Source organism: Streptomyces sp. NPDC087787 (genome assembly GCF_044743035.1).
In the GTDB taxonomy this organism is placed as follows: domain Bacteria; phylum Actinomycetota; class Actinomycetes; order Streptomycetales; family Streptomycetaceae; genus Streptomyces.
Window position 1 is genome coordinate 291,001 of the sequence record NZ_JBIUVQ010000008.1, and the last position, 21,675, is coordinate 312,675.

Genomic DNA, 21,675 nt, shown 5'->3' on the forward strand with positions numbered 1-21,675 from the left:
CCAGCACAGTTGGGCCATGGCGATCTCTGGACCCCGGTTCGTACCTGGCCTCGAGTTGTCGGAGGTCCTGTACGAGGAGGCGGTGAAGCCGATCCTCCGGGATGCGTTTCCAGGGCTGCGTTACGCGGCTGCTCGGATCGGCAGCGGCTCCGAGGTGCTCGGTTTCGACACACCGCGGTCGGCGGATCACGAGTGGGGCCCGCGGCTGGAGATCTTCGTGACAGCCGAGGACCGGGCTCAGCACGGTGGTGCGATCCGTCGCACCCTGGCCGAAAGGCTGCCGAAGGACGTTCGGGGCTGGCCCACCCACTTCGAGGAGAGCGACGATCCGCTGGATCCGGTCGGGCGCATGCAGTCGGCCGACGGCCCGGTGAACCATCGCGTCGACGTGCACGACGTGGACGGATGGCTGGCCGAGCAACTCGGAGTGCGTCCGGCCGGTGCAGAGCCGACCACTGGTGAATGGCTGGCGATGCCGCAGCAGAGGCTCGCCGAGACCACTGGTGGAGCGGTGTTCCATGACGGGCTCGGTACTCTCACCGACGCCCGGCGGCGGCTGGCGTGGTATCCAGGCCAGGTGTGGCGGTATCTGCTGGCTTGCCAGTGGCAGCGCGTCTCGCGGGAAGAAGCGTTCGTGGGTCGCTGCGCGGAGGTCGGTGACGACATCGGTTCGGCCGTCGTGGCAGCTCGTCTGGTGCGTGATCTGATGCGCCTTTGTCTGCTGCTGGAGCGCCGCTACGCCCCCTACGGCAAGTGGCTCGGCAGTGCCTTCGGCCGGCTGCCCGCGGCGGAGCCGCTCAAGCCGGCTCTCCGTGGTGCGCTGGCGGCGACGGACCACCGAACCCGGGAGGCGCGTCTGTGCGACGCGTATGAGATTGTCGCTGCCCTGCAGAACGCATCGGGGCTCAACGCGCCGGTGGACCCGAGGCGGCGGCCCTACCACTCGCGTCCCTTCCAGGTTCTGCGCGCCGAGCGTTTCGCGCGGGCACTCGCGGAGACGGTCACGGACCCGGACCTTCGGACGTCGGCGCTCGTGGGAGGCGTGGACCAGTGGGCGGACAGCACTGATCTGATCGACCAGCCCCAAGCCATACGGGCCACAGCGCATGCTCTCGGACGAGAGGCAGCAGGTCCGTGACAGGCACCGCCCAAGCGCGGTGGTGCCTACAGGTCTGCCGGGCGGCTGAACCCGTAGGCGCGCTCGACCTTGGCCACGTGGAGTGAGAACGAGGCATACCAGTGCTCGCGTCCGCGCGCACGGGCCAGGGCGTGCTCCGCGTGATCCCGCCAAGCGGCGATCGAGTCCTCGTCCTTCCAGTACGACACCGTGATCCCCAGGCCGTCCGCACCGCGAGCGGAATCGACGCCGAGGAACCCCGGCTGGTCGGCAGCCAGTTTCATCAGCCGCTCGTCCGCCTCCGCGTAGCCGTTGTCGCCGGCGGTCCGCACGGCGGTGAACACCACGGCGTAGTAGGGCGGGGCGGGCAGCGACGCGGGCGCAGGATCGGTCACGGAGGTCCTCCAGCAGACGACACCGGCAGTAGCGCCTCGAACGATCTCGCGCACCCGCCTGACCTCGCAACCCTGCCAACCGGTTGCCCACCCACGCTCCCGGTCGGCCTGCCTGACGGCTGAATGCGCCTCGGCCGTGGTGGCGAACGTGTCGGGACGGGCCGCCGCGGGCCACCCTTGCTAACGTGCGCTTCGCGCAAAAGGCCCCCAAAAGCCCGATTCGCACCCATTGGCGGTCGAGAGGACACGGACCATGAACGACTTTTCCCGTCGCGGACTGCTCAAGGCGACGGCCGTCGCCGGTGCCGGCGCGATCGCCGTGCCGGGCGTCACGGCCGCCGAGGCTTCCGGTGCGAGTGCCGGGACCGAGGCGCACGGGGCGAAGTGCCGGCCGGCGAAGCTGACCGGCCGCGTCGTCCGCCCCCACGATCCCGGGTACACGGACGCGCGCCTCGGCTGGGACCAGCTCTTCTCTCACTATCCGCTGGTGATCGTCTTCGCTCGGAACACCCAGGACGTGGTCAACGCCCTGACGTGGGCGCGGCAGAACGACGTCGCGCTGCGGATCCGGAGCGGCCGCCACAGCCTTGAGGGCTGGTCGAACGTCGACAGCGGCCTCGTGATCGACATCAGCGAGCTGAAGTCGGTCCACATCGACAGAGCCGCTCGTGTCGCGACGGTCGGCTCGGGACTCAACCAGCTGGAAGCGGTGACCACGCTCGCGAAGCAGAACTTCACGGTGACGACCGGCACCGAAGGCAGCGTGGGCCTGTCCGGCGCGACGCTCGGCGGCGGCCTCGGCTTCCTCACCCGCTGGATCGGCATGGCCTGCGACAGCCTGATCGGCGCCGAGGTCGTCGTCGCGGAAGGCGACGAGTGCGCCAAGGTGATCAAGGCCGATCTGAACCACCACTCGGATCTGCTCTGGGCGCTGCGCGGAGCGGGCAACGGCAACTTCGGAATCGTCACCTCCCTCACCTACAAAGTGGCCCCGCTGAAGAGCGTCACGTATGTGCAGGCCACCTGGGACGGACGCAACGACCTGCGCTACCTGCGCAGGATCTTCGAGGCTTACCAGCGCACCGCGCCCTACACCGACAACCGCCTCGGCACCCAGCTCGAACTTCACCGGAACCAGATCCTGCTGTTCGCGGTCCTCGCGGAAGGAACACTCGCGGAGGCGAAAAAGCTGCTGGCCCCGATCCTGTCGATCGACAGCCCCAAGGTTTCGACGCAGGTAGGAAACTGGGGCGACGTGTATGCGGGATTCCAGACCCCGATCGAGGCCGAACCCGCGAACTGGAAGTTCTACTCGCAGTTCACCAAGAAGCCGTTCCCGGCCAAGGCGATCGACGTGATCTCCTCGTTCGTGAAGGACGCCCCCACGGACGACAGCAACTACTTCGTTCAGGCCTTCGGGGGCGCGGTCAGGAAGAGTCCCCGCGGCGGCACGGCGTTCCCGCACCGCGACGCGCTCTTCTACGCCGAGCCCGGCGCCGGCTGGGGCAAGCGCAGCGACCAGCCGGGCGTCTGCGACCCGCTCACCCCGCAGGCGCAGGCTTGGATCGCCGAATTCAGCAAGGCACTGCGCCCCTACGTGGACGGCGCCTACGTCAACGTGCCGAACATCGGCATGCAGGACTGGGAGACCGCTTACTGGGGATCCAACTTCGGCCGGCTGCGCAGGATCAAGGCGGATTACGACCCCCGCAACGTCTTCCAGTACGACCAGAGCATCCCGCCCGCGTCCCGCTGACCGAGCACGGTCCGAGTCCTCATTGCCATCGCCCAGCGAAGCTCCGGAGGCCCAAGGCCACCTGGCTGCCGCTCCGAACGTCCGGAGCTTCGCTGCATCCGTACTGGGGAGCACGCGCATCGTCACATGTGGTGAGTCCGGCCTCAGCGGACCGTGGCGCCCCAGGCTTCCGCGTAGGCGGCGTACACCGTCCCTTCGTACCCCCAGAGCCGCCCTTGGAGAGGAAGATCTGGAAATTCAGCAAGGGCTTGACAGCGGTGCAGGTGCGCTTGGTGCTGTTGCGCATGGTCAGCGTGAAGTCGTGCGCCTCACCCCGAGTGAAGGTTGCCTTTTCTCCCAGTCCGCTGAAGGTCGCGGCGGGCGTCCGCAGGGTGGTGGTCTTCGCGTCGGCGCCGTTGAGCGGCGCTGTGACCTGTGCGTGGGCGGCCGGCGGCACGGGACCGGTCCCCCGTTCCGGTCCCGTGCCCGCGGCTCGTCGAACCTACGTGTAGCGGGCAGCCGTTGGGTATCGCGCCGATGCCCCTTCGGGCCGGTGGAGGGCTCACCCGTGCACAAGTGAGTCCCAAATGCCCGCCTTACTCCGCGCCGAGGGCGGGTGGTTCGAGGTCGCCCAGTGCCAGATGGGCCAGGACGACCTCGTACAGGTCGCTGCCGGCGGCGAGGAGCTGGCGTTCCAGGACAGGCTCCACACCGCGCACGTGCTCGCGGACGGTCTGCGCGTGCACGCCGAGCAGTTGCGCGGCGCGCTCGGCGTTGCCGCCGGCCGTGATCCATGTGCGCAGGGTGCCGCGCAGGTCCCGCGCGTCCGCCGCCAGCCGGCCGAGGAGTTCGCTTGCCCAGGTGCGCAGCGCCGGTCCGGTCAGCAGGTCGGCGAAGCGTACCGGGCCCGTCGGCGGCGCCGGGCCCACGGCCGGCTGGTGGTCCAGGCCGGCCTGGGTGTTCAGGGCGAGGTGGACGGCGGCCCGGGCGGCCAGGCTGCCGAAGTCCGCGCCGACCAGCCCCTCCACCCGCTCCATACGGGCCCGTACCGTGTTGCGGCTCACCCCGAGGACCTTCGCGGCACTCACCGCGGTGAACTCCAGGCCCAGCCGGGTGGTGGCGAGCAGTTCGGCGCGCGTGTGGTGCGCCAGCGTGTCCAGCGGTCGCAGCAGCCGGGTGGACCAGGCGCGCAGCGCCTCGGGATCCATCAGGCGTTCGGGGTGGCTGCGCTCGGCGTACACGGCGGCCCCCTCCGGGCGGAACCGGGCGACCGCGAGGGCGCTCACGGCCTGCCCGTACGCGGTGGCGGTCCGGGCCAGGCTGTGCCGGGTGCTGCCGCCGAGGAACGTGCGCGGCCGCGTGCCGACCAGCGAGCGCAGGTGGCGGCCGTCGGTCTCGACAGGCGCGACCACGATCACGTGCTCGTCCACCGCCGGGCAGAGCACCACCAGCGCCCGCTCCCCGGTGGCGTCCAGGCACTCGGCGGCCAGCCGGTCGCGTTCGGCGCGGTGGGCCTCGACGACGTAGACCCAGGCGGCGTCCGTGTCGAGCAGTCCGGGCCACAGGCCCGCGGCCACCCGGCGGGCCGAGACCGTGTCCTCCACCATCAGCAGTTGCAGGATCGCCAGCCGCAGAGCCGCCGTCGCCTTCTCGAGCCGGTACCCGGCCACGGCCGACTCGTGGGCGCGCAGCAGCAGTTCGAGCACCCCGGCGGTGCGGGTGACCATCTCGGCGGCCTGCCGGTCGAAGGGCTCGGCGCGGGAGACGGCCAGGACCCGGGCCCGGGCCGACTGCGGATGCGGGCCTCCGACCCGCACCAGGCGGACATGGTGTCCGCGGTCCTCCAACGCGGCGGAGGCGAACCGGCCGGAGGCGACGTCCGCGACCACGTTCCCGTCCAGGGGCACCGGTTCCCCTGCCAGCAGGGTGCCTGTGCCGTCCAGCAGGCAGCCGGTTCCCCGCACGGACGCGGCGAGCCAGGCGACGACCTTGCGCACGTCCCGCCCGGTCGGCCGCAGTTGGTCGAGGAGTCCCTCGGCCCAGGACGCCCGGTCGGCCCGTCCGTGCGCTCCGGCGGTCCCGTCGGTCCCGTCCTCTCGCCCGGCCATGTCGGCCCTCTCCTCATCCGTCGCATGTCCGTGGCCTTGACCTCGGTGTTTCCGGTCGGCGACGCTACCAGGCAGTATCCCTCCGGTCCGGACCAGGACACCGCGCGGTCGGGCAAGCACGCGGAAAGGCGGCTTCGCCGGAGGTTCACGGGGGGGGATGGTGAACACCGGCGAAGCCGCACGCCCGAGGCCGGGGGGACAGCTCCCGAGCGGTTCCAGAACCCTGCTTCCCCCGGATCCAGGAAGTACGCCTGTGAATTCCAGGCGCGAGTGAGTGACCACGGCACGGGCGAGTGCCGCGGTGGCCGCACAGCGGCTCCGCGGCGCGTACCAGCCGTGGGCAGGCCCCTGCGCAGCCGTGCGGGCGGTTCGGCTTAAGCTCGGCGGATGGCGAAGTATTTCGACGTGCACCCCGACAATCCGCAGCCGCGCGCGATCCGTCAGATCGCGGACAGCGTGCGTGACGGCGCGCTGATCGCGTATCCGACCGACTCGTGCTACGCCCTGGGCTGCCGGCTGGGCAGCCGGGACGGTATCGAGCGGATCCGGACGATCCGGCACCTGGACGACCGGCACCACTTCACCCTGGTGTGCCAGGACTTCGCGCAGCTCGGCCAGTTCGTGCGGATCGACAACGACGTCTTCCGGGCCATCAAGGCGTCCACGCCCGGCAGTTACACCTTCATCCTCCCCGCCACGCGGGAGGTGCCGCGCATGTTGCAGCATCCCAAGAAGAAGACGGTCGGGGTGCGCATCCCCGACCACGTCGTCACCCAGGCCCTGCTCACGGAGCTCGGCGAGCCGCTGCTGTCCAGCACGCTGCTGCTGCCCGACGAGGAGGAGCCGTTGACGCAGGGCTGGGAGATCAAGGACCGGCTCGACCACGTGCTGGACGCGGTGGTCGACTCCGGCGACTGCGGCACCGAACCGACCACGGTCATCGACTTCTCCGGTGGCGAGGCGGAGATCGTACGGCAGGGCGCGGGCGACATCACGCGGTTCGAATAGGGAGCGCCGGGCGCTGAGCGGGCGGCCCGTGGCTGCGGGCGTCCGCCGCCGCGGGGTCCCCGTGGACGCCCGTACAACATGCCGCTGATTGACATGCACGCACCCTGAACGCAATTCTGAGAGCGCTCTCACTTCAGGTACGGACCAATCAACTCCGTATCCCCCAACCCCCCACGGAGGTGGAGCATGCTCAGCAGACTCAAGGTGCTCGCGTCGGCAGGGGCCGCCACGGCCCTGGTCGGCGCTCTGCTCGGATTCGGTCTCCCCACGACGGCCGACGCGGCGGTGCCCGACACGATCCCGCTGGAGGTGAAAAACGACTCCGGCCGCGGCGAGCAGCTGTACGTCTACGACATCGGCACGTCCCTCGCGACCGGCCGGCAGGGCTGGGCCGACGCGGACGGCGTCTTCCACCCGTGGCCGGAGGGCGGGAACCCGCCGACGCCCGCGCCCGACGCCTCGATCCCCGGTCCGGCCGCCGGGCAGTCGGCGACCATCCGGATCCCCAAGTTCTCCGGCCGGATCTACTTCTCCTACGGCCTGAAGCTCGACTTCAGGCTGACCACGGGCGGACTGGTCCAGCCCGCGGTGCAGAACCCGGGCGACCCCAACCACGACATCCTCTTCAACTGGTCCGAGTACACGCTGAACGACGCCGGGCTGTGGCTCAACAGCACTCAGGTGGACATGTTCTCGGCGCCGTACTCGGTGGGTGTCCGGCGCGCCGACGGAGGCACCGTCACCACCGGCCGCCTCAAGCCGGGCGGCTACCACGCCGTGTTCGACGCCCTGCGCGCGCGGTCCGGCTGGGGCGGCCTGATCCAGACCCGGTCCGACGGCACCGTGCTGCGAGCGCTCGCGCCCGGGCACGGCATGGAGAACGGCGACCTGCCGGGCGACGTGATGGACGACTACGTCAACCGGGTGTGGCAGAAGTACGCCGGCACCACGCTCACCGTCACCCCCTTCGGGGACCAGCCCGACATCCGGTACCACGGCCGGGTCTCGGGGGACGTCATGAACTTCACCGACGCCTCGGGCACGGTCGTCACCAGCTTCCGGAAGCCGGACGCCGACAGCGTCTTCGGCTGCCACAAGCTGCTGGACGCGCCGAACGACACTGTGCGCGGCCCCATCTCCCGCACCCTGTGCGCGGCGTTCAACCGTTCCACCCTCCTGGTGAACTCCGAGCAGCCGGACACCTCGGCGGCGAACTTCTACCAGGACGCGGTGACCAACCACTACGCGCGCGTCATCCATGACCGGATGGCCGACTCCAAGGCCTACGCGTTCGCCTTCGACGACGTCGGCAACCAGGAGTCCCTGGTCCACGACGGCGATCCGCAGCAGGCCTATCTCACCCTCGATCCCCTGGACTAGAAGAGGAGTTGACCACGGAGGGGCCAGGCGAGCGGTCGGCCGGGCCCCTCTCGTACGCCGGGCATGATCGTTGTTACGGTGCACCGCGTGTCTGACTCCTCACGCGATACCGTCGAAGGCGCCGGCTGGACGGGCGCCGAACCCGGCTCCTACCGGCAGTTACTGCCCCCCAGGGTAAGGAAGTTGTCCTGGCTCGACCCACGTGTCCTGTGGGCCGCCCGCAACGGGGTGGTCGCCTCCTGGTTCGGGGACCCGACCGGCCGTACCCGGTCCCGGTGGGTGGCGCAGCGTGCGGCGGCCGGCGCCCCGGCGGACAAGGTGATACGACGGCCGGAGGGCGACGACTTCTCCTTCCTGGTCATCGGGGACACCGGCGCGGGCGACGACTCGCAGTACGCCGTCGTACCCGGCCTGCTGAAGGCGGGTCAGGGCACGGCGTTCGCCGTGATCGCCAGTGACGTGATCTACCCGGTCGGGAGCACCGACGACTACGGCACCAAGTTCTTCCGCCCGTACCAGGACTATCCGGCCCCGATCTACGCGATACCGGGGAACCACGACTGGTACGAGGACCTCGGCGGATTCATGCGCGTCTTCTGCGACGACGCCCCGCCGCTGTCGCCCGAACCGGAACCCCGGCCGCTGAGCCGCGCCTGGTGGCGTGCGCTGCTGTGGCACCGGCCGCGTCCGGTGGACGAACAGCGCCTCACCGAGGCAAGGAAGTTGCGGTCGCAGCCGGGTCAACAGGCCGTCCAGCCGGGCCCGTACTGGGCGATCGACGCGGGTCCGCTGCGGATCGTCGGCATCGACACCGGTCTGCTCGGCACGATCGACGCCGAACAGGGCGCCTGGCTGCGGGAGGTGTCACGGGGGCCCCGCCCGAAGATCCTCCTCACCGGATCACCGCTGTACGTGGACGGCAAGCACCATCCCTGCCCCATCGACGGCGGCGGCACCGTCGACGACATCGTGCGCGACCCGGCCCACCGCTATGTGGCCGCGATCGGCGGCGACATCCACAACTACCAGCGCTACCCGGTCGACGTGGACGGCCGCACCCTGCAGTACGTCGTCTCCGGCGGCGGGGGCGCGTTCATGCACGCCACCCACACCATCCCGCGCGTCTCGGTGGCGAACGTCACCGAGTCCGGCTTCCGCTGCTATCCGCTGCGCGGCGACTCCCTGGCCTTCTACAGCAAGGTGTACGCCCGCCGGCTGCGGCTGCGCCGCCTCCTCACGCTCAGCGAGGCCGAGGCGATGGCCGTCGTCGCCGAACGGCTCGGCGTCCCGTCCGTCCGCTCCGGGGGCGAGCGCGTACGGGTCAGCCGGCGCGTCCGGCTGGTGGCGAGCCTGCTCGGTGCCGGGCGCCGCCCGGAGCGCCGGGCCCGCTTCCGCCTTCCGGTGCGCAGCCTCTACACCCAGCTGTTCTCGCCGGGTTCGGCCACGTTCAGCCCGCCGTTCTTCAAGTCGTTCCTGCGGCTCGACGTCACCGGGGAGGCGGTCCGGCTGCGCTGCTTCGCGGCGACCGGCGGGCGGGCCCAGGAGATCGACCCGCCCGTCGAGGACGAGGTCGTCATCCCCCTGCACTGACCGGAGCCGCACCGGCCGTGCGCGGGCCGGTCACCGGCGGGCCGCGTCACCAGCGGCCCGGCTCGCTGCCGGTCACCGGCTCGGACGGTGTGCCGTCCACTCCGACCGGTACGTCACCGGCGAGCATCACCCGGTGCATGATCCGTGGGTGGCCGAGGTGGGCGCTGTCGCCTGGCGCCAGGTGGATGGTGGCCCGGTTGTCCCAGAAGGCCACGCTGCCCGGCTCCCAGCGGAACCGGACCGTGTACTCGGGCCGGACGGCCTGCGCGAGCAGCATCTCCAGGATCGCCGCGCTCTCCGCCCGGGAGAGTCCCTCGATCTGCTCGACGTAGTAGCCGTTGACGAACAGCACCCGCTCACCGGTCTCGGGGTGGACGCGCACCAGCGGGTGCACGGTGGCGATCTGATGGCCCATCAGGTGACGGACGTACGCGTCGTCCCCGGGCCGCGGCTGGTAGCCGACCCCGAGCCGGTGCTCGGCGCGCAGCCCGTCGACGAAGGCGCGCACCGGCGCCGACAGCCCGGCGTACGCGGCGGCCAGGTTGGCCCAGGTGGTGTCGCCGCCGTACGGCGGTACGGTCTCGGCGCGCAGGATCGTCGCGGCCGGTGGGTCGACGCGGGCGCCGTGATCGCAGTGCCAGCCGCGCAGCAGCGTGTGCCGGCGCCGCCGAAGCCACTCCTCGTGGTCCATGCCGAACCGCCCGCCCAGCTCCAGCCGGTCCGCGGTGGTCTCCACCTCGGGCACGTCGGGCGGTGAGGCGCCGCCGCGCCGCCGCAGGACCACCGGCTCACCGAAGCGGCGGGCGAGGGCCACGTGGGAGGCGTGGTCCAGCCGCTGCCCGCGGAAGAACACCACCTTCCAGCGCAGCACCGCCGCGCGGATCCCGGCGGCCACGGTGTCGTCGAACTCCCCGGCCAGATCCACTCCGCCGATCTCGGCCCCGATGTACCCGGCGACGGGCCTGACCTCGATCCCGCCGGTCCGCCGCCCGCCCGCTGTGCCCGTGTCCGTCGTCATCCCCGCGCTCCGAAATGGTCGTCGTGACGGTCTGTGCCGATCGTGTCAGCGTTTCCCGTCCCCGGCGACAGCGCCTCCCCTCCCCCGTCGGCGACGTGCCCGCCCGCAGACTGCCGCCGGGGACCCTTTCAGGGGAAATTGCCGGGCGGCGCGCGTGGCGGCGGGCCGGTTCGTCGACATCTCTGCCGTGACCCTGCCGCTGATCCCGCCCATGCTCGCCACGCCGGGTTCGCTTCCGCCGGCCGCCCAGGACGCGCGGTGGGCGTACGAGACGAAGCAGGACGGCCAGCGCGTGGTGGCCTATCTGCCCGGTGACGGCGGACTCCTGCTGCGGGCCCGTTCCGGCGAGGACATCACCGCCGCCTACCCCGAACTGCGGCCCCTCGGCCGGGTGCTCGGCGCCACACCGGCGATCCTGGACGGGGAGGTGCTGGCGCTGGACGAGCGGGGCCGGGCGAGCTTCCAGCTGCTCCAGGGGCGCATGGGGCTGGCGCACGCCCCCGGCCGGGCCGCGCGCCGGGCCGCACGGATCCCGGTCCACCTCGTCCTGTTCGACGTGATGCACCTGGGCGCGCGCCCGCTGCTCAGGCTGCCCTACCTCCGGCGCCGCGAGCGGTTGGAAGGCCTCGGCCTGACGGGTCCCTACTGGTCGACGCCCTCGGCGGTCGTCGGCCACGGCGCCGAGGCACTGGCCGCCACCCGCGAGCACGGCCTCGAGGGCCTGGTCTGCAAGCGGCTGGACTCGGTGTACGAGCCGGGGGTGCGCTCCCGGGCCTGGATCAAGATCCGCAACATGCGCAGCGAGGACGTCCTCGTGGGCGGCTGGCTGCCCGGCAAGGGCCGGCTGACGGGCCTGCCGGGCGCCGTCCTGATGGGCCGGTTCGCGGGCGGGCGGCTGCGCTGCGTCGGCAGTGTGGGCACCGGCTGGAGCGAGGCGGAGCGGTCCGAGCTCGCCGCGCTGCTGGCGGTCCTGGCGACCGATGTGTGCCCCTTCGACCCCGTACCGGCGGTGCGCGGGGCCCACTGGGTGCTGCCGCGCCTGGTCGGCGAGGTCCGCTACAGCGTGCGTACCCGGGCGGGGATGCTGCGCCAGCCCTCCTGGCTGCGGCTGCGCCCCGACCTCACACCGGAGGAGGCCGCGGTGGTGGATCCGCCCGAGGATCGGGACACGTGACGGCACGTCAACTTCCGTACCCCGGACTGTCCTGAACCGCCCGGGCCGCCCGCACCGAGGTCTAGGGTGTCCCGCATGTCCGTCCCCGAACTGATCCGTATCGTCTCCCGTGACTCCCCCATGGCGCTCGCGCAGGTGGAACGCGTCCGCGCCGAACTGGCCGCCGCGCACCCCGGTGTGCGCACCGAGGTGGTCCCGGTGCGCACCACCGGTGACAAGTGGCTGGGCGATCTGTCCGCGGTCGAGGGCAAGGGCGCCTTCACCAAGGAGGTCGACGCCGCGCTGCTGGCCGGCGAGGCGGACCTCGCGGTGCACTGCCTGAAGGACGTACCCGCCGACCGGCCGCTGCCGGCCGGCACGACGTTCGCCGCGTTCCTGAAGCGTGACGACGTCCGCGACGCCCTCGTCCACCCGGGCGGGCTCACTCTGGACCGGCTTCCGGCCCGCACCCGCGTCGGCACGTCCGCGGTGCGCCGTGTCGCCCAGCTCGCGGCGACCCACCCGCACCTCAGGTGCGTGCCTTTCCGCGGCAACGCCAACCGGCGGCTGCAGAAGCTGGCCGCGGGCGAGGCGGACGCGCTCCTGCTCGCCGCGTCCGGCCTGGAGCGCATCGGGCGCGCGGACGTCATCAGCGAGGTGCTGTCCCCGGAGGCGATGATGCCGCCGATCGGCGCGGGCATCCTCGCCCTGCAGTGCCGGGAGGGCGACGGCGAGCTCATCGAGGCGGTCGGGCCGCTCGGCGACCCCGGCACCCATCGCGCGGCCACCGCGGAACGCATGTTCCTGCATGTGCTCCAGGGGCACTGCAACAGCCCGATCGCCGGGTACGCGCACGTCGACCGGGGCGGGGAACTCTCGCTGCGGGCCTGTGTGTTCACCCCCGACGGCAAGATCCGGCTGAACGCCCACGAGTGGGCGGGCCGGCTGGACGCGGCCACCCTCGGCACGTCGGTCGCCGTCGCCCTCCTCCGCCAGGGCGCCCGGGAGATCATCGACGGGATCCCGCACTGAGGACGCGGGGGCGGCGCGGCAAGGAGCGGACCCGGCGGGGCACGACGAAGGCGCTCCGGGAATACGGCGGGGCAGCGGAGTGCGGCGCGGCGGAGGTCTCCGAGGGTACGGCGAGGGCGGCGGGTCAGCCCGCGGTGCCCGGTCCTGCCTGGTCGCGCAGGAAGGTGCTGATCTGGTGGGCCAGCCCGCCCTGCCCGGCGGTGGCGTGCGTGCCGGTTCCGGCGGACTCCTCGTGCCCGTCCACGCGGCCGGTCCACAGCGCGCGGGAGGTCCACTCCTCGTCGACCCGCAGCTGGATCTGCGCGTCGATCTGGGACAGGGCGGCCTCCGGCCCCGCCGCGTACAGGACCGCGGTGACCCGGCGCAGCGGATAGACGTCGTAGCCCTCGATGAACTGCGAGTTGCGCCAGTCGACGAACGCGCCCTCGCCGTCGGGGCCGAGCCGCACGTCGATCTGCCCGTCCTCCAGGTGGACGCCGAAACGCCGCGTGCCGCGGTTCTCCACGGTGACGCGGAGGCGGAAGTACGTGAGCCCCTCGGCGGCGTCGTCGCGCCCCCGCGGCGGCTCGGACCGCTCCAGTCGGTGGACGCGGACTCGCAGACCGGCATGCTCCTCGTACTCCTGCCAGTCACCGACCACGTTCGGCTCGTACACAATGCACCTCTCGACTTCAGAGCTGCTTCCTATCCGCGCGCTCAGCGCACTGTCAAATGTGCGGAATGCGCCGTGGCCGGGGAATTCACCGTCTTTGATCGCTGATCAAGCCGTGGGCAGCGGGAATTCGCCGACGGGCCGCCGAGGCGGTCCGCCGGGCGTGCCGCACATCACTCCGACGGGCGGCACCGTGGGCGGTCCGCCGGGCGCCGTCAGCGGGCCAGCCGGCCGAGCAGGGCGGAGGCCGCGGCGATGCCGAGCGCGGCGGCCACCACGAGGACGGCGAAGTCGGCGGCCAGGTGCGCGGGGGTGCCGAGCAGCAGCCCGCGCAGGGCGTCGACCTGGTAGCTCAGCGGGTTGACCTTGCTGACCGCCTGGAGCCAGCCGGGCATGACGGCGACCGGGTACAGGGCGTTGGAGCCGAAGAACAGCGGCATCGTGATCGCCTGCCCGATGCCCATCAGCCGGTCGCGGCTGAGCACGATGCCGGCGATGGTCATCGACAGGCAGGAGAAGAACGCCGAGCCGAGGACGACGGCCGCGGCGACACCGAGCAGCCGCAGCGGGTTCCAGGTCAGCGCCACGCCGAGCAGGGCGGCGATGACGATCACGACGATCGCCTGGATCAGCGCCTTCACCCCGGCGGCGAACGCCTTGCCGGTGACCAGGGCGGAGCGCGGGGTCGGAGTGACCAGGAGCTTGTTGAGGACGCCCGCGTCGCGCTCCCAGATGATCTGGATGCCGTAGAAGATCGCGATGAACATGGCGGACTGGGCGATGATGCCCGGGGCCATGAAGTCGATGTACGGGATGCCGCCGGTGGGGATCGCCCGGATGCGGGTGAAGGTCTGACCGAAGATCAGCAGCCACAGGGCGGGCTGCACCGCGCGCGTGTAGAGCTCGGTACGGTCGTGGCGGAGCTTCTGGAGTTCCACCGCGCACATGGCGACGACCCGGGAGGGCAGCAGCCGCCAGCCGGCGCGGGGTTGCGGCGGCCGCAGCAGCAGGCCGATGTCGTCGGCGCGGACGGCGTCAGCCGACGCGGTGCGCGGTGCGGCGGGTGCTTCGGACATCGCGGAAGTCTCCTGAGGTGTCGTCGAGGCCGCTGCCGGCCACGTCGCGGAAGACGTCCTCCAGCGTGGGCAGCGGGTCCGTGGCCGGGGCGCCCTGGGCGCGGCGGCGCTCGCCGAGCCCTTCGCGCAGCTCGGCCGGGGTGCCGAGGGCCCGGATGCGGCCGCGGTGCATCAGGGCGACCCGGTCGCAGTAGGTGTCGGCCTCGTCCATGTAGTGGGTGGTCACCAGGACCGTCATGCCGGTGGCGGCGCGGACGGCGCCGATGTGCTCCCACACCCCGGTGCGGGCGATGGGGTCGAGCCCGATCGTCGGCTCGTCGAGGATCAGCAGGCGGGGTGAGCTGACCAGGGCCTGGGCGAGTTCGAGGCGGCGGACCATGCCGCCGGAGTAGGTGTTCGCCAGGCGGTCGGCGGCGTCGGCCAGACCGACCGCGCCCAGCGCCTGGGCGACCCGGTCGGCGCGTTCGCGGCGCGGGACGTCGAAGACGCGGGCGAACAGGGTCACGTTCTCCCGGCCGGTGAGGGCGGCGTCGGCGGACAGTTGCTGCGGGACGTAGCCCAGCATGCGGCGCACCGGCATGCGCTCGGTGGCGGCGTCGTGGCCGAAGACGCGGACCATGCCGGAGGGGACCGGCAGGAGGGTGGTGATGCAGCGGATCGCCGTGGTCTTCCCGGCGCCGTTGGGGCCGAGCAGGCCGAACACCTCGCCGGGACGCACGGACAGGTCCACGCCGTCGACGGCGTGGGTGTCGCCGAAGGCGTAGGCGAGCCGGGTGCAGGCGACCGCGTCCGCGGCGGGCTCGGCGGCAGCGTTCCGGGTCATGGGCGGTCGGCCTCCTCGCGCAGGTTCTCGGTCAGTCTGCGCAGGGCGGGGATCGCCTCGCGCAGCGCGTCCCGGTCCTTCTCGTCGAGCCGGTCCACCAGATGGCGTACGAGGGCGGCGCGGCGTTCCCGCCAGTCGCGCAGGCGGGCTCCGGCGGCCTCCGTCAGCAGCAGGCGCGCGGCCCGCCGGTCGGCGGGGTGCGTCTCACGGATCAACTGACCGTCCCTGACGAGCTGGTTGACCAGTGTCGAGACGGAGTTGCCCGCCAGGTGCAACTCCTTGGCGGCCTCCGAGACTCCTATGCCGGGGCGGCTCTCGACCAGACGCAGCAGCTCGATCTCGGCGCCGCGGGGACGGGTCACGGTCATCCCGTCGCGCAGCCGGCGGCGAATCAGCCGCTGGACGCCGACGAGGGCGTCGGCCAGCTCTTCGGGGAAGGTCTCCGGTGTCACGTCTGCGACATTACCTCTGTGGCAGAGGTAAAACCCCAAGAGCCGGTCAAGGATGCCGCGGGACACGGCGGCGGGCGAGCACGGAGGCGGGTCCGGCACGGCGCTGAACCGCCGGGCCGGACCCGCATTCGCGCCGCCATGGAAATGCGCGCATTTCCTCCGGTGGCGATTCCCCGGAATCTGGACAACAATTGAGATTCGTGCGGTCGCATAATGTCACCGCATTCCCGGAACAGTTACGAAATCGCCGACTTCGGGAATCCCGAGTCCAGTGCTTCGGACAGGAGGCACGTCCGTGGGAGCCGGCGCGCCGGGCCCCGATGTTCATCCCCGTAGGTCCGAGCCCCGCCCCTCCCAAGGTGTCCGTCCATCCAGCACCTGCTGAGGGAGGCGCAGCGCATGCGTACCACCGGCAGAACGAAGACCCATCCGCATGACGACGCCCCCGACACGGCCGAGGCGTTCGAGCGGCTCTCCCGTATGCCCGAGGGCGCCGACCGCAAGGCGCTGAGGGACGAGCTGGTCCAGGTGTGGCTGCCCATGGCCGAGCGGATCGCCGTGCGGTTCCGCGGGCGCGGCGAGGCCCTTGAGGATCTGTACCAGGTCGCCGCGCTGGGTCTGGTCAAGGCCGTCGACCACTACGATCCGGCACGCGGCTACGCGTTCGAGGCGTACGCCGTGCCGACGGTCACCGGGGAGATCAAGCGGCACTTCCGCGACCACATGTGGACGCTGCACGTGCCGCGCCGGGTCCAGGATCTGCGCAACCGGGTACGGCGCGCCACGAAGGAGCTGGCGCAGACCACACCCGGCCGGACGCCGACCGTGGCCGAGATCGCCGAATACGCACACCTGAGCGTGAGCGACGTGCACACCGGGATGGAGGCCCTGGACTGCTTCGCCGCGTTGTCCCTGGAAGCGGAGGTCCCCGGTACGGACGGCTACGCGCTCGGCGACGGGCTGGGTGAGGCCGACGCCCGGTTCGACCTGGTCGTGGACCGGGTGGCGGTCAGGCCCTGCCTGGAGGCGCTGCCCGAACGCGAGCGGACCATCCTGTACCTCAGGTTCTTCCGGGGCATGACGCAGAGCCGGATCGCGCAGCAGCTGGGCATCTCGCAGATGCATGTCTCGCGCCTGCTCAGCGGGTGTTTCGCCCAGCTGCGCGAGGAACTGCTCACCGAAGCCGGGTGAACGGCGCGGCGCCGCGGCGCCCGTGGGGCGGCCGTCACGTGCCGCGCCGTTTCGGCGGCGCGCGGCGGGTACTCGGCAGGCGTCTTCCGCGCGCCGGTCGGACACTGGTGTCAGGCTGGTGGAAACCGGTCTGACTCGACCAGGACGGGCCATGAACCACGACAGGACACCTTCCGGCAGTTCCCCCGACGTCGTCTCCACGCACTCGGTGTGCGGCGCGCCCTGCTGGGTGAGCCTGACCAGCCGCGATCTCCAGGCAACGGAGGATTTCTACCGGGCGGTGCTGGGCTGGGAGTGGCGGCCGGCCAGACTCGGCGACCACTTCCGCATCGCGCTCGCGGACGGCGCCCCGGTCGCGGGGATCGGCGCGGTGGCGGCCATGTGGCAGATGGCGGTCGCCTGGACGCCGTACTTCGCGGTGCCCAGCGCGGACCAGGCCGTCGCACGGGTGCAGGAGCGCGGCGGCACGGCCGCGGTCGGGCCGATCTCCTTCCCGCCGGGGCGGGCGGCGCTGCTGGCGGACCGGGACGGGGCGACCTTCGGGATCTGGGAGGGTGACCTCTTCACGGACTGGGAGACCTGGCGCAAGGCCGCGCCGGCCTTCATCCGGCTGCACACGCGCGACGCCTTCGACGCGGCCATCTTCTACGGCGAGGTGCTGGACTGGGCCTCACGGCGGCCCGGCTGCTGCGAGGTCCGCTACGAGGGCGACGAGGTGGTGCTGCGCAGCCACGGCGAGGTCGTGGCGCGCATCGAGTCCGGCGCGCTGGAGGCGGCGCCCGACCCCACGATCCGTCCGCACTGGCAGATCCACTTCCGCGTCGCCGACGTCGCCGCCTGCGCCCGCGCCGCGGAGGCCCACGGCGGCAGCGTCCTGCGCGAGGGCCCCGACGAGGCCGTACTCCGCGACCGGGACGGCGCGCAGTTCACGGTGACGTCCCGCCGCGAGGCGTGAACGCCCGAGGCGCCCTCCTCGTCAGCGAGGGGTCTTCGGGGGCCGGGTCAGGAGGATCAGGCTGCGCGGGTCCGTGCGGAGGGTCGTGGCGGGTTTGTGTTCGGATTCGTCCGGGGGGTCAGCGGGGTCGGCCGTGTCCAGGAGGGTGGTCCAGCGGTCGCCGTACGCGGGGCCGGGGAGGCGGAAGTCGACCGGCTCCCAGTAGCCGTTGAGCAGCAGCAGGAAGGAGTCGTCCACCACGGGGCGGCCCTGCCGGTCGGGTTCGGCGATGGCGTCGCCGTTGAGGAAGACCGCGACGGAGTGCGCGTCGGAGCGCTGCCAGTCCTCCTCCGCCATCTCACGGCCGTCCGGCAGCAGCCACACCAGGTCGGGCAGCGGCTGGTCGGACCGGGTCGCCGTCTCTCCCTGGAAGAAGCGGCGCCGGCGCAGCACGGGATGGGCGGCGCGCAGAGCAATCAAGTAGCGCGTGAAGTCGGCGAGTTCGCGTTGCCCGTCGGTCAGCCGCCAGTCGATCCAGGAGACCTCGCTGTCCTGGCAGTAGGCGTTGTTGTTGCCGCCCTGGGTGCGCCCCAGTTCGTCGCCGTGGCACAGCATCGGGATGCCCTGCGAAAGCAGCAGCGTGGCAAGGAAGTTGCGCTGCTGACGGGCCCGCAGTTCCAGGACGGCCGGGTCGCGCGTCTCCCCCTCGGCCCCGCAGTTCCAGGACCGGTTGGCGCTCTCGCCGTCGCTGTTGCCCTCCCCGTTGGCCTCGTTGTGCTTGTCGTTGTAGGAGACCAGGTCCCGCAGCGTGAACCCGTCGTGCGCGGTCACGAAGTTGACGCTGGCGCGCGGCCTGCGCCGGTTGTGGGCGTACAGGTCGGCGGAGCCGGTCAGCCGGGAGGCGAACTCGCCGAGCGTGTGCTCCTCGCCGCGCCAGAAGTCGCGTACGGCGTCCCGGTACAGGCCGTTCCACTCCGACCACAGCGGCGGGAAGTTGCCCACCTGATAGCCGCCCTCGCCGACGTCCCACGGCTCCGCGATCAGCTTCACCCGGCTGATCACCGGGTCCTGCTGGATCAGGTCGAAGAACGCGGACAGCCGGTCCACCTCGTGGAACTGCCGGGCCAGCGTGGCCGCGAGGTCGAAACGGAAGCCGTCGACTCGCATCTCGGTGACCCAGTACCGCAGCGAGTCCATGATCAGTTGCAGTACGTAGGGGTGGCGCATCAGCAGGCTGTTGCCGGTGCCCGTGGTGTCGTAGTAATGCGCCCAGTCGCCGTCGACCAGGCGGTAGTAAGAGGCGTTGTCGATGCCCCGGAAGGACAGGGTCGGGCCCTTCTCGTTGCCCTCGGCGGTGTGGTTGTAGACGACGTCGAGGATCACTTCGAGCCCGGCCGCGTGCAGCGCCTTGATCATCGACTTGAACTCGGCGACCTGCTGTCCGCGTGTGCCGCCGGCGGCATAGCCGTTGTGCGGGGCGAAGAAGCCGATGGTGTTGTAGCCCCAGTAGTTGGAAAGGCCCCGGCCCTGGAGCACGCCGTCGTGCACGAACTGGTGGACCGGCATCAGCTCGACCGCGGTCACGCCCAGCGAGGTCAGGTGCTCGATCACCGCCGGGTGCGCCAACCCCGCGTAGGTGCCTCGCAGTTCGGGCGGCACCGCGGGATGGGTGCGGGTCAGGCCGCGTACGTGGGCCTCGTAGATCACGGTGTCGGAGTACCCCCGCCGCGGCGGACGGTCGTCGCCCCAGTCGAAGGCCGCGTCGGTCACCACGCCCAGCATGGTGTGCCCGGCGCTGTCGGCCGGGTCAGGACCGTGCGCGGCACGCTCGTACAGCGAGGGATGGTCGTCGATCTGCCCGTCCACCGCCCTGGCATAGGGGTCGAGGAGCAGTTTCCTCGGGTTGCAGCGGTGGCCGGCGGACGGATGCCAGGGCCCGTGCACCCGGTATCCGTAGCGCTGCCCCGGCCCGACACCGGGCAGATAGCCGTGCCACACGAAGCCGTCGGCCTCGGTCAGGGGCACCCCGCGATGGATGCCGGCGTCGTCCACCAGGACGAGGTCGACTCGCTCGGCCACCTCGCTGAAGAGCGCGAAGTTGGTGCCCTTCCCGTCGTACACCGCCCCCAGCGGATAGGGGTACCCGCTCCACACGGGTACCCCTTTGCGGCGCTTTCGCCCCGTCATGGGGCCGCTTCCAGCACGGCCTGCGGCCCGCTGAGCGGAGAGGCCAGGGCCGCGACCGGCAGCTCGCGCGGAGTCCTCAGCCCCTCGCGCAGGGTCGGGGCCGGAGCCGTCGGGACCAGCGGGACACGCACCCCGGCGCGGGCCCGCTGCGAGAACCAGATGACCTTGCTGCCGGTCGCGGCGGCGCAGCAGCCCCAGCCGTCGCTGGTCGCCGCGATCCGGGCCAGGCAGCTTCGCAGGTCCTGGTCCGGGCGCAGGTCGTGGTTGTTCTCCGCGACGGCGGTGATCAGGTGCTGGCCGGTCCACCACATCTCGATCGAGGTGTGCTTGTCGGTGGCGTGCTCGTCAATGGCCTTCAGCAGCATCTCGGCGCCCCCGCACACGGGTTCGACGAGGTCCTCCAGGTCCCAGAAACGCAGGTGCGCGGCCAGGATGCGCCTCACCTGCCCGACCCGCTCCGGGCTGACTTCCACGTCGAGGTGGTAGTAACAGGGCACTGCGGTCTTCATCGTCGTTGGCTCCTCACCGGCGAGGCCCACGCTCCTCTCCCGCATGCTGCGAGAGGAGCCCCGAACACGAAGCGTGAGCGAATGTTGCCTCTGAGTAGGATCAACAGTGCGCGCGCTACGCCATCCGTGCAACACGAGCAGGTCAGCGGGCTTGTTGAAGTTCCAACAGGACGCTGTGTCGTTGAACGTGCACCATGAGTGAAGTCTCGAGCGCCGTCAACGGGACCGCTGCCCACGCGTGCGCGGTCGCCGCCCCGGCTGTCGGGGGGAACGAGCCCATCGAGCGCATCCGAAAGGTGAATGGCGCCATGCTGCTACCTGCCAAAGCCGAAGTCGCCCGTCACTTGCGCCGCTATCGGGCATGGGAACGCGCGATGCTCGCGTCACCGGACGACCACCGGGTGCGGTCCACTTTCGAGGATTCCGGCTACACCCTGTGCGTGCTGATGGGGAAGCGCTGCGCCCGGGAGGCCGCGGACGCCGCCGAGCGATATCTGTGCACCAGCCTCGTCACCTACCTGCGGGAGCAGAGCGGCCGGCCGCACCGGAATGCCGTCCCCCGCCGGGGCCCGCCGAAGGCGGCCCAGAGGCGTTCCCGCGCCGGGCGGTAGGCCCCCGCCCGGCACGACCCGATCCCCGGCCGGGCGCGAGCCCGGCCTCGAGCACGGTGGAGGTGACACCCATGAGTTCGACCCCGAGCCAGGCCTCAAGTCCCGCCTCAAGTAGGGCCTTTGGTCCCGCCTTCCGTACGGCCCCGGCGATCGGCCGCATCCCGGTGCGGGACGTCCGTCCGGCCGTCGACGGCGGCAGGCGAGCGGCCAAGGCGGTCGCGGGAGAGACGTTCCCTGTCACCGCCACCGTGTTCCGTGAGGGCCACGACGCGGTGGCCGCGAACGTGGTGCTGACGGATCCGGAGGGCCGGGCCGGCCCGTGGACGCCGATGCGCGAACTGGCCCCCGGCACCGACCGCTGGGGCGCCGAGGTCACTCCGGGCGCGGTCGGCCGCTGGACGTATCAGGTGGAGGCCTGGGCGGACCCGGTCACCACCTGGCGCCGCGTCGCGTCCGTCAAGGTCCCGGCCGGCATCGACGCGGGTCTCGTGCTGGAGGAGGGGGCCGCCCTGCACACCCGGGCGGCGGCCGGAGTGCCCGAGGGTCCGGAGCAGGACACCGTGCTGGCCGCGGCGGCGGCGCTCCAGGACGACACACTGCCGGTGATGACCCGGCTGGCGGCGGCGCTGACGCCGGAGGTGGACGCGGTCCTCGCCCGTCGTCCGCTGCGGGACCTGGTCACCGCCTCCGAGCCGCTCGCCCTG

Annotated in this window: 20 protein-coding genes; 11 read left to right on the forward strand and 9 right to left on the reverse strand. The window is 71.8% G+C overall.

What is annotated here, in order from left to right:
* Positions 1 to 16: 16 nt before the first annotated feature.
* On the forward strand, positions 17 to 1,138 hold the full coding sequence (locus ACIOWN_RS15980; protein ID WP_401982505.1) for a DUF4037 domain-containing protein: 1,122 nt from the start codon (positions 17 to 19) through the stop codon (positions 1,136 to 1,138).
* 26 nt (positions 1,139 to 1,164) lie between these two features.
* Here the strand turns inward: ACIOWN_RS15980 and ACIOWN_RS15985 are convergent, their stop codons facing one another.
* Positions 1,165 to 1,512, reverse strand: a complete 348-nt coding sequence (locus tag ACIOWN_RS15985) for an antibiotic biosynthesis monooxygenase family protein (protein ID WP_401982506.1) — start codon at positions 1,510 to 1,512, stop codon at positions 1,165 to 1,167.
* Positions 1,513 to 1,765: 253 nt separating this feature from the next.
* Between ACIOWN_RS15985 and ACIOWN_RS15990 the strand changes: the two genes are divergently transcribed.
* The gene (locus ACIOWN_RS15990; protein WP_401982508.1) at positions 1,766 to 3,268 is read left to right on the forward strand and encodes an FAD-binding oxidoreductase; all 1,503 of its coding nucleotides are present in this window, start codon (positions 1,766 to 1,768) and stop codon (positions 3,266 to 3,268) included.
* Positions 3,269 to 3,843: 575 nt separating this feature from the next.
* Here the strand turns inward: ACIOWN_RS15990 and ACIOWN_RS15995 are convergent.
* On the reverse strand, positions 3,844 to 5,355 hold the full coding sequence (locus ACIOWN_RS15995) for a helix-turn-helix domain-containing protein (RefSeq protein WP_362356335.1): 1,512 nt from the start codon (positions 5,353 to 5,355) through the stop codon (positions 3,844 to 3,846).
* Positions 5,356 to 5,742: 387 nt separating this feature from the next.
* On the opposite strand from ACIOWN_RS15995, the gene ACIOWN_RS16000 reads away from it, so the two are divergent.
* From ACIOWN_RS16000 to ACIOWN_RS16010, 3 genes are all read left to right on the forward strand, one after another.
* Positions 5,743 to 6,363 carry an L-threonylcarbamoyladenylate synthase gene (locus tag ACIOWN_RS16000; protein WP_362356337.1) on the forward strand — a complete coding sequence of 207 codons (621 nt, stop codon included), beginning with the start codon at positions 5,743 to 5,745 and terminating at the stop codon, positions 6,361 to 6,363.
* A 186-nt stretch (positions 6,364 to 6,549) separates the two neighbouring features.
* Positions 6,550 to 7,743 (forward strand): glycoside hydrolase family 64 protein, encoded by a 1,194-nt coding sequence (locus ACIOWN_RS16005; RefSeq protein WP_401982510.1) that lies wholly within the window; start codon positions 6,550 to 6,552, stop codon positions 7,741 to 7,743.
* Between the two features lie 87 nt (positions 7,744 to 7,830).
* Positions 7,831 to 9,333 carry a metallophosphoesterase gene (locus ACIOWN_RS16010; RefSeq protein WP_362356341.1) on the forward strand — a complete coding sequence of 501 codons (1,503 nt, stop codon included), beginning with the start codon at positions 7,831 to 7,833 and terminating at the stop codon, positions 9,331 to 9,333.
* Positions 9,334 to 9,379: 46 nt separating this feature from the next.
* Here the strand turns inward: ACIOWN_RS16010 and ACIOWN_RS16015 are convergent, their stop codons facing one another.
* Positions 9,380 to 10,351, reverse strand: a complete 972-nt coding sequence (locus ACIOWN_RS16015) for a TauD/TfdA family dioxygenase (RefSeq protein WP_362356343.1) — start codon at positions 10,349 to 10,351, stop codon at positions 9,380 to 9,382.
* A gap of 211 nt (positions 10,352 to 10,562) precedes the next feature.
* Here ACIOWN_RS16015 and ACIOWN_RS16020 point away from each other — a divergent pair, with 211 nt between their 5' ends.
* A complete protein-coding gene (locus ACIOWN_RS16020; RefSeq protein ID WP_401982520.1) occupies positions 10,563 to 11,525 on the forward strand; it encodes an ATP-dependent DNA ligase in 963 nt (320 codons plus the stop codon).
* 75 nt (positions 11,526 to 11,600) lie between these two features.
* A complete protein-coding gene (gene hemC / locus ACIOWN_RS16025; RefSeq protein WP_362356345.1) occupies positions 11,601 to 12,536 on the forward strand; it encodes a hydroxymethylbilane synthase in 936 nt (311 codons plus the stop codon).
* 124 nt (positions 12,537 to 12,660) lie between these two features.
* On the opposite strand, the gene ACIOWN_RS16030 is transcribed toward hemC, so the two are convergent.
* From ACIOWN_RS16030 to ACIOWN_RS16045, 4 genes are all read right to left on the reverse strand, one after another.
* Positions 12,661 to 13,191 (reverse strand): hypothetical protein, encoded by a 531-nt coding sequence (locus ACIOWN_RS16030; RefSeq protein ID WP_362356347.1) that lies wholly within the window; start codon positions 13,189 to 13,191, stop codon positions 12,661 to 12,663.
* A 212-nt stretch (positions 13,192 to 13,403) separates the two neighbouring features.
* Entirely contained in the window at positions 13,404 to 14,264 is an 861-nt protein-coding gene (locus tag ACIOWN_RS16035) for an ABC transporter permease (protein ID WP_362356349.1), read from the reverse strand.
* Positions 14,224 to 15,087 carry an ATP-binding cassette domain-containing protein gene (locus tag ACIOWN_RS16040; protein ID WP_362356351.1) on the reverse strand — a complete coding sequence of 288 codons (864 nt, stop codon included), beginning with the start codon at positions 15,085 to 15,087 and terminating at the stop codon, positions 14,224 to 14,226. Before ACIOWN_RS16040 ends, ACIOWN_RS16035 begins: the two co-directional genes overlap by 41 nt.
* On the reverse strand, positions 15,084 to 15,539 hold the full coding sequence (locus tag ACIOWN_RS16045) for a MarR family transcriptional regulator (RefSeq protein ID WP_362356353.1): 456 nt from the start codon (positions 15,537 to 15,539) through the stop codon (positions 15,084 to 15,086). Before ACIOWN_RS16045 ends, ACIOWN_RS16040 begins: the two co-directional genes overlap by 4 nt.
* A 399-nt stretch (positions 15,540 to 15,938) precedes the next feature.
* Here ACIOWN_RS16045 and ACIOWN_RS16050 point away from each other — a divergent pair, with 399 nt between their 5' ends.
* Positions 15,939 to 16,730 (forward strand): SigB/SigF/SigG family RNA polymerase sigma factor, encoded by a 792-nt coding sequence (locus ACIOWN_RS16050; protein ID WP_362356355.1) that lies wholly within the window; start codon positions 15,939 to 15,941, stop codon positions 16,728 to 16,730.
* A 151-nt stretch (positions 16,731 to 16,881) separates the two neighbouring features.
* Complete coding sequence (locus ACIOWN_RS16055) at positions 16,882 to 17,685, forward strand: VOC family protein (RefSeq protein WP_362356357.1); 804 nt, start codon at positions 16,882 to 16,884, stop codon at positions 17,683 to 17,685.
* Between the two features lie 21 nt (positions 17,686 to 17,706).
* Here the strand turns inward: ACIOWN_RS16055 and glgX are convergent, their stop codons facing one another.
* Both glgX and ACIOWN_RS16065 read right to left on the reverse strand, forming a co-directional pair.
* Entirely contained in the window at positions 17,707 to 19,851 is a 2,145-nt protein-coding gene (gene glgX, locus ACIOWN_RS16060; protein ID WP_362356359.1) for a glycogen debranching protein GlgX, read from the reverse strand.
* Positions 19,848 to 20,360, reverse strand: a complete 513-nt coding sequence (locus tag ACIOWN_RS16065; RefSeq protein WP_326800978.1) for a pep a2 — start codon at positions 20,358 to 20,360, stop codon at positions 19,848 to 19,850. The genes glgX and ACIOWN_RS16065 overlap by 4 nt, the downstream gene beginning before the upstream one ends.
* Positions 20,361 to 20,668: 308 nt before the next feature.
* Here ACIOWN_RS16065 and ACIOWN_RS16070 point away from each other — a divergent pair, with 308 nt between their 5' ends.
* The gene (locus ACIOWN_RS16070; RefSeq protein WP_362356361.1) at positions 20,669 to 20,971 is read left to right on the forward strand and encodes a DUF5133 domain-containing protein; all 303 of its coding nucleotides are present in this window, start codon (positions 20,669 to 20,671) and stop codon (positions 20,969 to 20,971) included.
* A 71-nt stretch (positions 20,972 to 21,042) separates the two neighbouring features.
* Positions 21,043 to 21,675, forward strand: a 633-nt coding sequence (locus ACIOWN_RS16075; protein WP_401982515.1) for a maltotransferase domain-containing protein, incomplete at its 3' end; no start/stop codon positions are given.

Excerpts from the sequence above, each read along its gene's own strand:
- ACIOWN_RS15980 (WP_401982505.1), top strand. The coding sequence starts at position 17 with ATGGCGATCTCTGGACCCCGGTTCGTACCTGGCCTCGAGTTGTCGGAG.
- ACIOWN_RS15990 (WP_401982508.1), top strand. The coding sequence starts at position 1,766 with ATGAACGACTTTTCCCGTCGCGGACTGCTCAAGGCGACGGCCGTCGCC.
- ACIOWN_RS15995 (WP_362356335.1), bottom strand. The coding sequence starts at position 5,355 with ATGGCCGGGCGAGAGGACGGGACCGACGGGACCGCCGGAGCGCACGGA.
- ACIOWN_RS16000 (WP_362356337.1), top strand. The coding sequence starts at position 5,743 with ATGGCGAAGTATTTCGACGTGCACCCCGACAATCCGCAGCCGCGCGCG.
- ACIOWN_RS16005 (WP_401982510.1), top strand. The coding sequence starts at position 6,550 with ATGCTCAGCAGACTCAAGGTGCTCGCGTCGGCAGGGGCCGCCACGGCC.
- ACIOWN_RS16015 (WP_362356343.1), bottom strand. The coding sequence starts at position 10,351 with ATGACGACGGACACGGGCACAGCGGGCGGGCGGCGGACCGGCGGGATC.
- ACIOWN_RS16020 (WP_401982520.1), top strand. The coding sequence starts at position 10,563 with ATGCTCGCCACGCCGGGTTCGCTTCCGCCGGCCGCCCAGGACGCGCGG.
- hemC (WP_362356345.1), top strand. The coding sequence starts at position 11,601 with ATGTCCGTCCCCGAACTGATCCGTATCGTCTCCCGTGACTCCCCCATG.
- ACIOWN_RS16035 (WP_362356349.1), bottom strand. The coding sequence starts at position 14,264 with ATGTCCGAAGCACCCGCCGCACCGCGCACCGCGTCGGCTGACGCCGTC.
- ACIOWN_RS16040 (WP_362356351.1), bottom strand. The coding sequence starts at position 15,087 with ATGACCCGGAACGCTGCCGCCGAGCCCGCCGCGGACGCGGTCGCCTGC.
- ACIOWN_RS16050 (WP_362356355.1), top strand. The coding sequence starts at position 15,939 with ATGCGTACCACCGGCAGAACGAAGACCCATCCGCATGACGACGCCCCC.
- ACIOWN_RS16055 (WP_362356357.1), top strand. The coding sequence starts at position 16,882 with ATGAACCACGACAGGACACCTTCCGGCAGTTCCCCCGACGTCGTCTCC.
- glgX (WP_362356359.1), bottom strand. The coding sequence starts at position 19,851 with ATGACGGGGCGAAAGCGCCGCAAAGGGGTACCCGTGTGGAGCGGGTAC.
- ACIOWN_RS16065 (WP_326800978.1), bottom strand. The coding sequence starts at position 20,360 with ATGAAGACCGCAGTGCCCTGTTACTACCACCTCGACGTGGAAGTCAGC.
- ACIOWN_RS16070 (WP_362356361.1), top strand. The coding sequence starts at position 20,669 with ATGCTGCTACCTGCCAAAGCCGAAGTCGCCCGTCACTTGCGCCGCTAT.